9 protein-coding genes are annotated in these 12,341 nt (G+C 32.1%); 4 read left to right on the top strand and 5 right to left on the bottom strand.

From position 1 onward, the window contains the following. Positions 1–113 precede the first annotated feature (113 nt). Positions 114–533: a hypothetical protein gene (locus ABD859_RS01255; protein ID WP_345139144.1), complete on the top strand. Its 420-nt coding sequence runs from the start codon at positions 114–116 to the stop codon at positions 531–533. A gap of 62 nt (positions 534–595) precedes the next feature. On the opposite strand, the gene ABD859_RS01260 is transcribed toward ABD859_RS01255, so the two are convergent. Further along, a complete protein-coding gene (locus ABD859_RS01260) occupies positions 596–1,003 on the bottom strand; it encodes a helix-turn-helix domain-containing protein (RefSeq protein ID WP_345139147.1) in 408 nt (135 codons plus the stop codon). A 953-nt stretch (positions 1,004–1,956) separates the two neighbouring features. On the opposite strand from ABD859_RS01260, the gene ABD859_RS01265 reads away from it, so the two are divergent. Continuing rightward, on the top strand, positions 1,957–3,870 hold the full coding sequence (locus ABD859_RS01265; protein ID WP_345139150.1) for a DUF294 nucleotidyltransferase-like domain-containing protein: 1,914 nt from the start codon (positions 1,957–1,959) through the stop codon (positions 3,868–3,870). Between the two features lie 2 nt (positions 3,871–3,872). After that, positions 3,873–4,469, top strand: a complete 597-nt coding sequence (locus tag ABD859_RS01270; protein WP_345139153.1) for a 3'-5' exonuclease — start codon at positions 3,873–3,875, stop codon at positions 4,467–4,469. A 60-nt stretch (positions 4,470–4,529) separates the two neighbouring features. Here the strand turns inward: ABD859_RS01270 and acs are convergent, their stop codons facing one another. Continuing rightward, positions 4,530–6,440 carry an acetate--CoA ligase gene (acs, locus tag ABD859_RS01275; RefSeq protein ID WP_345139157.1) on the bottom strand — a complete coding sequence of 637 codons (1,911 nt, stop codon included), beginning with the start codon at positions 6,438–6,440 and terminating at the stop codon, positions 4,530–4,532. 571 nt (positions 6,441–7,011) lie between these two features. Between acs and ABD859_RS01280 the strand changes: the two genes are divergently transcribed. Continuing rightward, on the top strand, positions 7,012–7,962 hold the full coding sequence (locus ABD859_RS01280; RefSeq protein ID WP_345139160.1) for a T9SS sorting signal type C domain-containing protein: 951 nt from the start codon (positions 7,012–7,014) through the stop codon (positions 7,960–7,962). A 383-nt stretch (positions 7,963–8,345) separates the two neighbouring features. Here ABD859_RS01280 and ilvC read toward each other — a convergent pair whose 3' ends face one another. The 3 genes from ilvC to ilvB all read right to left on the bottom strand — a co-directional run bounded on the left by ilvC (position 8,346) and on the right by ilvB (position 12,195). Beyond that, the gene (gene ilvC / locus ABD859_RS01285; protein WP_345139163.1) at positions 8,346–9,815 is read right to left on the bottom strand and encodes a ketol-acid reductoisomerase; all 1,470 of its coding nucleotides are present in this window, start codon (positions 9,813–9,815) and stop codon (positions 8,346–8,348) included. 82 nt (positions 9,816–9,897) lie between these two features. Continuing rightward, positions 9,898–10,419, bottom strand: coding sequence for an acetolactate synthase small subunit (gene ilvN / locus ABD859_RS01290; RefSeq protein ID WP_345139166.1), 522 nt, complete (start codon positions 10,417–10,419; stop codon positions 9,898–9,900). An 87-nt stretch (positions 10,420–10,506) separates the two neighbouring features. Next, positions 10,507–12,195, bottom strand: a complete 1,689-nt coding sequence (gene ilvB / locus ABD859_RS01295; protein ID WP_345139168.1) for a biosynthetic-type acetolactate synthase large subunit — start codon at positions 12,193–12,195, stop codon at positions 10,507–10,509. Positions 12,196–12,341: the final 146 nt, after the last annotated feature.

Below are 12,341 nucleotides of genomic sequence, written 5' to 3' on the forward strand. Positions count from 1 at the left end.
CTTAAAAATGGGCTTATAATTTTCTGCAAAGATAAAGATTTCGTACCTTGATATAGTATTGAATACATTTAATATCTAGAACAGAACTTAATTAATCTAAAAATTAAAAAATTATGAAGAATTGTATTTTGTTATTAGCCTTTATTTTTACATCGGTTTCATTTGCTCAAACTATTACATCAAAAAAAGAAGACGTTAGCGTTGAGCAGTATCAATTATTGGAAAAAGTAAACAAACTTTATCCAGACATTACATTAAACAAAACGATAACTAATTTTTATGCTGACGGAAATATTATTGATTCTCAGCAGGAATTTGATTTATCTGGTTCAAAATTTTCAAGTTATAAATTAGGAATCGAACCAGGAAACAAAAAATTGTTATTTGAATACGTATCTCCAGAAACTGGAAAAGTTTACGGCGACGTTTCAATTTTTAAAGGAAATGTTCTGCGAACAACGTTTTCTGAAAAAACAGATCAAATTGAAGTTTCACTTAACGGAAAATCCGTTTATTTGAAAAAATTAAAATAATTTTTCAAATATGAGAAATTTAAAGCATCACTATTGTGATGCTTTTTTTATTTAGTAAGTTTTTATTTTGCCTGAATAAGCTTTTCTAACTTATCAATCATTTCCTGTTGCTGCTGCAACATTCGCTCATAAAGTTCTACCATTTTATCTAAAGGATTAAATGTACAATTGAAGTTTGCTTGTGCACCATCTTTAAAAGTATTTGCAACAGCGCTATCGTGAAAAGTACTTGCAATAATATTAATTGCAGAATCTTCATCAAAATTCTCAATAGCTTGAACAGGCACTTTAAGAATTTTAGCAACTTGGTCTAAAATATCATTTTCAATCAATTCTTTTTGCTCCAAAAGAGAAATTTTCTTCTGATTCCAATCTTCACCTAATTCATAAGCAAGTACTTCTTGCTTAATTCCTAACATTTCACGGAATCGCTTTATATTTCGACCTTGATGTATTTTCTTGTCTGTCATATTGATATGTATGATAAATGTCAAATATAGGATTTTTACTTAAAATAATTAAGACATATTTTTTCATTTTTTATTTAATTCTACCAAAAACATCCAATATATCACTAAGCCAAAAATCCGTTATTTGAAAATTATTTTATTTTTTTTCAAATATGAGAAATTTGACACACTATAAAGATTCAGATTATTTCAGAATATAATTGTTTGATATACGGCCAAGCTGAAAATTCAATATTCAAGAAAAATAAATTAATTTTTTCAAATACGGCAAAATGAGCAAATGGTCAAATATGGGAATTTGAATCATTTTAAATTCTTAAGATTATTTCAGATTAAAATTATGTTATATACTGGTAAGCTGAAAATTCAATATTTGAGAAAAATAATTTTATTTTTTCAAATACAGCAAAATTGAACAAACGTACATAAGTTGAATTTTATAAAAAAGCAAACGCGATAATAGAGATGAGAATTAGTTATTTAAAAAATTAAAATATTTTTCTGAATTATGATAAATATGAAACAATACGATTAAGAAAGAGAAAGATCTAATTAAACGTTTACAAACGGATAATCCGTCATGGCGACCTCTATCATAACATACACACTTTTGACCTATAATTTATATTATGTAAAATAGAAATTATTAGAATTTCCCTTCCACTAAATCAATCTGCAATAAATTACACTCATACTTCTCTTATCAAAAAACTGATAAGAATGTTCTTGAGAATAAATATTTTGAATTAAATCAATTCGTAAAACTGATTTTGTAAATTAAACTAAATCAAATAATTATTCAAAAATAAAACTTCAAAAAGCATTTTAAAGCCTTGAATTCAGTAATTCTTAACATTTCTTTAAAATAATCAGATTCTAATCAAGATGCTTTCATTGTAAGACATTATTTTACTATTTTTACATTGAATATTTTTAAAATATTATCCACATATATGAATACAATTGCTGAGCATATTGCTGATTTTTTAAAAGAATACCCGCCGTTTGATAATTTAACCTTTCAGGAATTATCAGATATTGCTACAAATATTCGTGTTATCAATTTAGAAAAACATGCAGTATTGTTTCAAAATAACGATCCTTTGCACGACAGTTTTTATGTTGTGGCTTCTGGTGTTATTAATTTAACTACTATTGCCGATGCCGAGGAAACGATTATTAATAAATGCCATGAAGGAGATATTTTTGGTCTGCGTCCGTTTTTTGCCAAAAATAACTATATGATGACGGCTAAAGCTCGTGAAGAAAGTATTATCTATGCTATTCCTATCGCGGTTTTTAGACCTTTTGTAGCCAATAATTCTGATGTATTAAACTTTTTACTGGAAAGTTTTGCCATAAATTCAAGACACACAAAAGATAATGCACGTTCTAATGGTAAATTAGATGTAGATAATGTATTTATTGACCAACAGTCTGAAATACAATTCATTCAGTCGCTTACCTATAATAATTCTCCTTTAACGACAGAATCACATCATATTGTAAAAGACGTTGCTCTTTTAATGACTGAATCAATGGTTGATAATATCGTGGTTTGCGAAAAAAATCATCCAATTGGTATTGTAACTCATGCCGATTTAGCTTCTAAAATTGCTACAGGACGTTATCCTATTACTGAAACTATAGATAAGATTATGTCTTCTCCGGTTGTAACTGTAATAGAAAATGTTTCACTTGCCGAAGCGCAGCTTTTAATGCTAAAACATAATGTGTCTCACCTTTGTGTTACTAAAGACGGCACAAGCAAGTCATCTGTAAAAGGAATTATTTCAGAACACGATCTTGTTGTGGCTCAAGCTAGTAACCCTGGTGTTTTAATTAAAGAAATTAAGCGTTCGCAATTACCAAAAGACTTAAAACAAATACGTGATCGTTTATCTGATTTGATTCAAAATTCAATTCAGAAAAATATCCCAATCTCTCACGTCAGCAATATTGCCAGCGAAATTAATCTGGCTATCATTAAACGTGCTGTCGAATTATCTATTTTAGATTTAGGCTCCCCTCCTGCCAGATTTGCATGGTTAAGCATTGGAAGTCAAGGGCGTAAGGAACAGCTTTTATTGACTGATCAGGATAGTATTTTAGTTTTTGAAGATGTTGCTCCTGAAAAATATCGTGAAGTAAAAGATTATTTTTTAAGACTGGCAAAAAGAACAACTGCCATTCTGGAAAAAGTGGGTTACGAATACTGTCCTAACGGACACATGGGAAGCAATATGCTTTGGTGTAAGTCATTGAGTGACTGGACAAAACAATACAACAGCTGGATGAATACTCCAGGTGAAAACAGCAATGACTTAAGCAGTATTTTCTTTGATTATGAGATCGTTATTGGCGAACCAAAAATTGAAGAAGTTATTGAAAATGTAGTTTTCAAAAATGCTGTCAACAATACTTTATTTTTTGATTTCTTAGGAAATGATGCTTTAAAAAGAAATTCTCCTTTGAGTTTCTTCAAAAAGTTTATTGTTGAAGAAGAAGGTCCGCATAAAGATAAATTTGATATTAAAACCCGCGCTTTAATGCCTTTAATAGATAGTGCCAGATTATTAATTTTAAGCGCTAATATAAAAGGAATTAAAAATACGTATTTAAGATTCAAACAATTAGCTATAACAGATTCTAAAAACGCCGAAATATATTTAAGTTGTGCCGAAGCTTTTTTAACGCTTTCAAAGTTTAGAACTATGGAAGGTTTTAAAAATGACGATTCGGGACAATATATCAATTTAAGAGAAATGTCTAAAACAGACAAAGAGAAGTTAAAAAGTGCTTTAACCCCGATGAAAGACCTTGAGGAACTAATTAAGAGTAAATTTCAACTTACACAATTCTCATAAATATGCTAGACTGGATTAAGAACATTAACAAGGATTATCCGGAATTCTGGAAAGATTACTTGACAAAATTAGAAGCCAAACCCAGTAAATATGTGGTTTTGTCTACCGAAACTTCTGGTTTAAATCCTAACAAGGATGTTATTTTATCGCTTGGCGCTTTTTCTGTCATGGATAACAGTATTGTAATCAAAGAGAATTTTGAAGCCGTTTTACTGCAATACAAATTTCTGGAAGACAATGGACTTTCTAATGAGTTTATTATCGAAAGCAAAATGACAAAAATGCCTGAAGCTGAGGCATTAGAAGCTTTTATAAATTTTTTAGGAAATGCAGTTTTGGTTGGGCATCATATTAATTTTGATATTGAAATGCTAAACGCAGCTCTGGAAAGACTAGATTGCGGCCGACTTAAAAATGAAGCTTTGGATATTGATGTTATGTACAGAAAACTTACCGACATTAATGACAAACAGTTTTCTTTGAACGATTTATGCGAAATTTATAAAATCCCAAAAAGCGACAGAAATTCTTCTGCAGAAGATGCTTATAAAATTGGGCTTTTGTTTTTAAAATTAAAATCCCGATTAAAAATTAAATAAAAAGAAGGCCTCTTAATTTTAAGAGGCCTTCTTTTTTATTTAAACGGAAAGAATTTCAAACTAAGAAATTCTCTCTTTCATAATTTGTTCTACAACTTCAGGATTCAATAACGTTGTTGTATCTCCAAAGTTAGAGAAATCTCCTTCTGCAATTTTACGTAAAATTCTACGCATAATTTTTCCTGAACGAGTTTTTGGTAATCCAGAAACGAACTGAATTTTATCTAATTTAGCAATTGGTCCAATGTGGTCAGCAATATACTGGTTGATCTCTTTTGTTAAGTTTTCTTTGTTTCTTACTTCTCCTGTTTCTTTCAGGATAACAAAACCATACAAAGCATTTCCTTTAATATCGTGAGGGAATCCAACAATCGCAGACTCTGCAACAGCCGGATGCTCGTTAATTGCATCTTCAATTGGCGCTGTTCCTAAATTATGCCCAGAAACAATAACAACATCATCTACTCTACCTGTTATTCTGTAATAACCAACTTCGTCTCTTAATGCACCATCTCCTGTAAAATATTTTCCAGGGAAGGCAGAGAAATATGTTTCTTTATAACGATCGTGATTATTCCAGATTGTTCTAGCGATACCCGGCCATGGGAATTTAATACACAAACTTCCTACAACTTGGTTTCCTTCAATTTCATTACGTTTTTCATCCATTAAAACTGGCTGAATACCCGGTAATGGCAATGTTGCATAAGTTGGTTTTGTTGGCGTTACAAAAGCAATTGGCGAAATCATGATTCCTCCGGTTTCTGTCTGCCACCAAGTATCTACAACCGGACATCTCTTATCTCCAACGTGGTCATTAAACCAGTGCCAAGCTTCTTCGTTAATTGGTTCTCCAACAGATCCAATAACTTTAAGAGATTTTAAAGGATATTTCTGGATATAATCTAAACTTTCTTTTGCTAACGAACGAATTGCTGTTGGCGCCGTATAGAATTGTGTAATTTTATGTTTTTCGATAATATCCCAAAAACGGCTGAAATCAGGATAAGATGGAACTCCTTCAAATATTACTGTGGTAGCACCATTTAATAATGGTCCGTATAATATATATGAGTGTCCTGTAATCCAACCAATATCTGCTGTACACCAGAAAATATCATTTTCTTCATAGCTGAAAACATTTTTAAATGTGTAAGCTGTGTAAACCATGTATCCGGCTGTGGTATGAACCATTCCTTTTGGTTTTCCTGTTGATCCTGAAGTATATAAAATAAACAAAGGATCTTCAGCATCCATAATTTCAGCAACACTGTTATCTAAAGCTGCATCTAATAATGGCTGTAACCAAATGTCACGCCCTTCTCTCATGGCAACCTCAGTTTTTGTTCTTTTTACCACTAAAACTTTAGAAACAGACGGGCAAGTTTCAAGAGCCTCGTCTACAATTCCTTTTAAATCAATTGTTTTGTTTCCTCTGTAACCACCATCTGATGTAATTACCATTTTACATTCGCAGTCAATTATTCTCGCTGATAATGCAGATGCCGAGAAACCAGCAAATACCACAGAGTGAATAGCTCCAATTCTGGCACAGGCCAAAACTGCAACTGCTAATTCTGGAATCATTGGCAAATAAATACAAACACGATCTCCTTTGCGAATTCCCTGCTCACGCAATACATTCGCCATTTTTGAGACTCTCTCGTATAATTCATTGTAACTTATATGTAAAGCTTCTTCAGATGGATCATTTGGTTCAAAAATAATAGCCGTTTTGTCTCCTCTTTTGCTTAAGTGTCTGTCAATACAATTTTTGGTGATGTTAACCTTTGCTTCTGTAAACCATTTTACTTCGGCATCAGCCATATTAAAATCAACAACTTTTTCCCACTGTTGATACCAAGTAAAATTTTCTTCAGCAATTTTTCCCCAAAATTTCCTTGGCTCTCTTATTGACTTATTGTAATGTTTAAAATATTGCTCTAAATTTTCAATTTTATAATAACTCATAGTTTTGTGGAATTTTTTTTATAAATGTATTAAATCTGCTTCTATTCTTAAAATTATTTAATTCATAAATTTTGACAAAAAAAAACACATATTAAAAAAAAAAGTTCTTTTTAATGTGTTTAATATAAAAAAAGATTTTTTTTCGAAAAATAGTATATTTTAAAAACCATAATAAATTTAATTATTGCTGATATTGGTTTTTATTATTGATTTTACTACAAAACTAATTTCTTACAATTGAAATAAAAGAAGTACTTATTCTTATTTATTACTAAAACAGACAGCACACAATAATAATAAAAAATAAATTATAAACAATTGATAAATAGATAGTTAAATATATAACAAAAACTAATATTTATCTGTTTAACTGCACTTTATTATAAATTATTATTTATCTGGTTTAGTAAAATTTGTATTAATTTTAATACAAATAATTCTAACTTACTGAATTTTAAACATTTTACATTATTTTTTAAAAATTTACTGCCTTACATTATATTTCTACTCCCTTCTTATTTACAAAACCGAAAATAATTAACTGATATATTCATTTCAAAAACAATTTATTATGAAACTAAAATTATCTTTTTTATTCATTTTTGTAATTAGTTATTCATGGTCGCAAACTGTCAGCCAAACATTTGATACCAGCGACACATTTGTAGTTCCTGCAGGTGTCACTACATTAAATATTAGAGCATGGGGCGGTGGCGGCGCTGGCGGCGGTTCTACTGCTGCCACAGGAATACAGGCATTTAACGGATCTGGAGGCGGAGGTGCCGCTTATGTAATTAACACATTGTCTGTTACTCCGGGAGCAACCCTGAATGTGATTGTCGCAGGTGATACACCCGGAACCACAGGAAATGGAACAGCAGGCGGATTTTCTACTATTGAAGGTTATGAATCGTCGATTTTAGCTGCCGGAGGCCTTGGAGGACAAGCTGCTGATGGCTTTTTTGGTACGAAACCAGGAGGAGCGGGCGGAAAAAGTGCTGATTCTAACGGAAGTATTAAGTATGATGGTGAAAATGGAGGAAATGGCAGATCAGGACTTTTGTCGTTAAATATTTATTCAGGCAGCGGTGGCGGTTCACCCTATGGTGGTGTATTAGCTTATCAACTGTATCTGCTTGCTTCAGATGGAAGAAACGGAAACGCTCCCGGCGGAGGCGGTGCCGGAGGAATGAGCCGCAGCCCCAGCGGTACACACATTGGAGGAAAAGGTGCTCATGGACGGGTGATTATCTCTTATGAAACGCCGGAATTTGTAGCAAATTCAACTTCAGACAGTATGATTTCGGTTGATTCTGCAAAAAAAGTAATTAATGTCGAGACATTTAATCAAAATATAGACAAAATATTTGTTTATGATTTATCGGGAAATTTAGTTTATAAAAAATCTGGCGTTGGAAATTCTAAACATGATATTGAAGGTTTAAAATCTAACAATCAAATTTTGATTGTTAAGGTAACTTTAGATAATAATTTGACTCAAACCAAAAAAATAGTTTATTAATTATATATTTTATTTAGCATTTAAAACGATTTTAAAAGAGCAAAAAAGGCATGATAAAACAAATTATCATGCCTTTTTATTTAACAAATTTCAATAACAATTAATTCTGTAATTTCTGCATTACAATACTTTATCTATTTCGAAAATAGCAGCATCTTTATTAATCATAAATAGAAATTCTACAAGTATATTTTTTAGTAAAAAATATACCCCGTTTTCGGGATCAGCTTCACTTAACTAGCTTATTTCACAGAAGTTAAGTGAATGCAACATGCATCTATATCTATTTTCTTAATAAGTGCTTACTAATTCAAAATATTAATTTAAAACATTGATACAGAGCAAATTCCACCTCGTTAATTTGGCGGAAATTCCCAAATTTATTATCCAATTTTTTTCATTGCTGTCATAGACTCACGCAGCCAAGCTCCTACTTCTTCAATAGGGTGCTGACGGATTTCTTTGTTTACAGCAATTAATACTGTATTATCTACACCATTTGATGTTGAAAATGGTTTACCAATAATGTTAGTTTCAACTTTTTTCATGAATTCAGTCAATAATGGCTTACAAGCATGATCAAATAAATAACATCCGTACTCAGCCGTATCAGAAATTACACGGTTCATTTCGAATAATTTCTTTCTAGCGATAGTGTTAGCAATTAATGGTAATTCGTGTAAAGACTCATAGTAAGCTGATTCTTCGATAATTCCTGCTTCAGTCATAGTCTCAAAAGCTAACTCAACACCAGCTTTTACCATAGCAATCATTAATACACCATTGTCAAAATATTCCTGCTCAGAGATTGGAGCTTCTTGTGGAGCTGTTTTTTCGAAGTTAGTTTCTCCTGTTGCCGCTCTCCATTTCAATAAGTTAACATCATCGTTAGCCCAGTCAGCCATCATAGTTCTAGAGAATTCTCCAGAAATAATATCATCTTGGTGTTTTTGGAATAACGGACGCATGATATCTTTTAATTCTTCTGCTAATTCGTAAGCTTCAATTTTAGAAGGATTATTTAAACGATCCATCATGTTTGTAATACCACCATGTTTTAAAGCTTCAGTGATAGTTTCCCATCCGTATTGAATTAATTTTGAAGCATAAGCAGCATCGATTCCTTTTTCAACCATTTTATCAAAACATAAAATAGATCCTGTTTGAAGCAATCCGCAAAGAATTGTCTGCTCACCCATTAAATCTGATTTTACTTCTGCTACGAAAGATGATCTTAAAACTCCTGCTTTATGTCCTCCAGTTGCAACAGCGTAAGCTTTTGCCTGATCTAAACCAAATCCGTTTGGATCGTTTTCAGGGTGAACCGCAATAAGTGTTGGTACACCAAATCCTCTTTTGTATTCTTCACGTACTTCAGAACCTGGACATTTAGGAGCACACATAATAACAGTTAAGTCTTTACGAACCTGCATTCCTTCTTCAACAATATTAAATCCGTGAGAATAAGATAAAGTTGCACCTTGTTTCATTAATGGCATAATTGCATTAACAACAGAAGTATGCTGTTTATCCGGAGTAAGGTTACAAACTAAATCAGCAGTTGGAATCAACTCTTCATAAGTACCTACTTTAAATCCATTTTCAGTTGCATTTTTATATGAAGCTCTCTTTTCTGCAATTGCATCTGCACGCAATGCGTAAGAAATATCTAAACCTGAATCTCTCATGTTTAAACCTTGATTCAAACCTTGTGCACCACAGCCTACAATGACAACTTTTTTTCCAGCTAACGCTGCAATTCCGTCTGCAAATTCTGATTGCTCCATAAATTCGCAAACTCCCAGTTGCTCTAATTGTAATCTAAGTGGTAATGTGTTGAAATAATTTGCCATTTTGTTTTAAAATATTAATGAAATGAAATTTAATAATTGACTATTTTTAAATAATTGCGATTTTAAAAACCGCGGTTTAATTTTATTTGAATGTTTCTAATAATGTTGATATCTCCATTTTTTGTTTAGAAACTGATATTCTTCCAGAACGTACAAACTGCATAATTCCGTAAGGTTTGAACTTTTCGTACAACTCTTCGATTTCCTGACGTCTTCCCGATTTTGAAATCACGAAGAAATCTCTAGAAACGGTTACAATTGTCGACTGACTTTCTTTAATAATGTTTTGAATCTGTTTCTCATCAAACAATAAATTTGAAGCGATTTTAAACAAAGCATTTTCTAAGAAAATAGTTTCTTCATCTGTGTGATAAAATGCTTTTATAACTTCAATTTGTTTCTCGATCTGCCCAACAATATTCTGAACCCATTTTTCTGTAGTATTTACTACAATAATAAATCTAGAAACATTTTCTATTTCTGATTCTGAAACATTTAGACTTAATATATTAATGTGACGCTTTAAGAATATTCCCGATATTCTATTTAATAAACCCACATTATTTTCTGAATATACCGATATGGTGAATGTTTTATCTTCCATTTTGTTTTTTAGTTTTATTTGTTTCAGGTTTAAAGTTTCAAGTTTTGCTTAACTTGGAACATGAAACCTGAAACTTGAAACTTTTTTCTAGCTTAATCTAATTTCAGAAACACAGGCTCCCGTTGGAATCATTGGGAAAACGTTATTCTCTTTTTCAATCATAACTTCTAAGAAATAAGAATCTTTTGAAGCCAGCATTTCTGCCACAGCTGCATCAAGATCTTCTCTTTGTGTTACTTTTTTAGATTTAATGTGATATCCTTCTGCAATGGCAACAAAATTTGGATTTGTCATTCTAGTTGAAGCATATCTGTTATCAAAGAATAATTCCTGCCATTGACGTACCATTCCTAAAAACTCGTTATTTAGAATAACAATTTTAACTGGTACTTGTGTTTGAAAAATAGTTCCTAATTCCTGAATAGTCATTTGGAATCCACCGTCTCCGATAATAGCAACCACTTCGCGTTCTGGTTTTCCCATTTTTGCTCCAATTGCTGCCGGAAGTGCAAATCCCATTGTTCCTAAACCGCCAGAAGTAATATTACTTTTAGAAGAATTAAACTTCGCATATCGGCACGCAAACATCTGGTGCTGACCAACATCACTTACGATAATTGCATCACCTTTTGAATGTTTGTTAATCATTTCGATAGTTTCTCCCATCGAAATTCCTTTTTCTGTACTCGGATTTAATTCGTCTTTTATTACAGTATCAAATTCTATTTGATGCAATTCTTTAAATTCATTATGCCAAGAATCATGAGATTTTTGATCTACTAAAGGTAAAAGCGCAGCAAGAGATTCTTTTACGTCGCCTAAAACAGCAATTTCTGTTTTAACGTTTTTATCGATCTCCGCCGGATCAATTTCAAAGTGAATTACTTTTGCCTGTTTTGCATAAGTGCTTAATTTTCCTGTAACACGGTCGTCAAAACGCATTCCCATTGCAATTAATACATCACATTCATTTGTTTTTAAGTTTGGCGCATAATTTCCATGCATTCCAAGCATACCAACATTTAACGGATGATCTGTAGGAAGTGCAGAAAGTCCTAAAATAGTCCATGCTGCAGGAATTCCTGTTTTTTCTACAAATGCTTTAAACTCTGCTTCTGCCTGACCAAGAATAATTCCTTGCCCAAAAACAATAAGAGGTTTTTTAGCACTGTTGATTAAAGCTGCAGCTTCGGCAACTTTATCTTGTTTTAATTTCGGAACCGGAACATAACTTCTAATTCCTGTACATTTTTCGTAGCTGAATTCAAATTCATCAAACTGAGCATTTTTAGTAATATCAACTAAAACCGGCCCTGGACGTCCTGAACGAGCAATGTAAAATGCTTTTGCGATAATTTCAGGAATTTGAGAAGCCTCTGTAACTTGAAAATTCCATTTGGTAACCGGAGTTGAAATTCCGATAATATCTGTTTCCTGAAATGCATCAGAACCTAATAAATGTCTTCCAACCTGACCTGTAATACAAACCATTGGTGTAGAATCGATTTGTGCATCTGCAATTCCAGTAACTAAATTAGTAGCTCCCGGGCCAGAAGTAGCAATAGCTACTCCAACTTTTCCTGTAGCTCTTGCATAACCTTGAGCCGCGTGGGTTGCACCTTGTTCGTGACGAACTAAAACGTGGTGCAATTGATCTTGAAATTTATATAATTCGTCGTAAACCGGCATTATAGCTCCTCCCGGATAACCATAAATTAAATCTACACCTTCTGCTAACAAACATCTTATAACGGCTTCTGCCCCTGATATTTTCATAGTATATTTTTTTTCAATATCAATATCAAAGTTCAATTTCAAAATTCAATGCAATCTCAAAGTTCAATTTTAAATTGACTTTTTATTTATTGCGATTGATTTTTCTTATTGACATTGATATTGATTTTTGATATTGTTATTTTAAA

Source organism: Flavobacterium ginsengiterrae (genome assembly GCF_039539785.1).
Classification (GTDB): Bacteria; Bacteroidota; Bacteroidia; order Flavobacteriales; family Flavobacteriaceae; genus Flavobacterium; species Flavobacterium ginsengiterrae.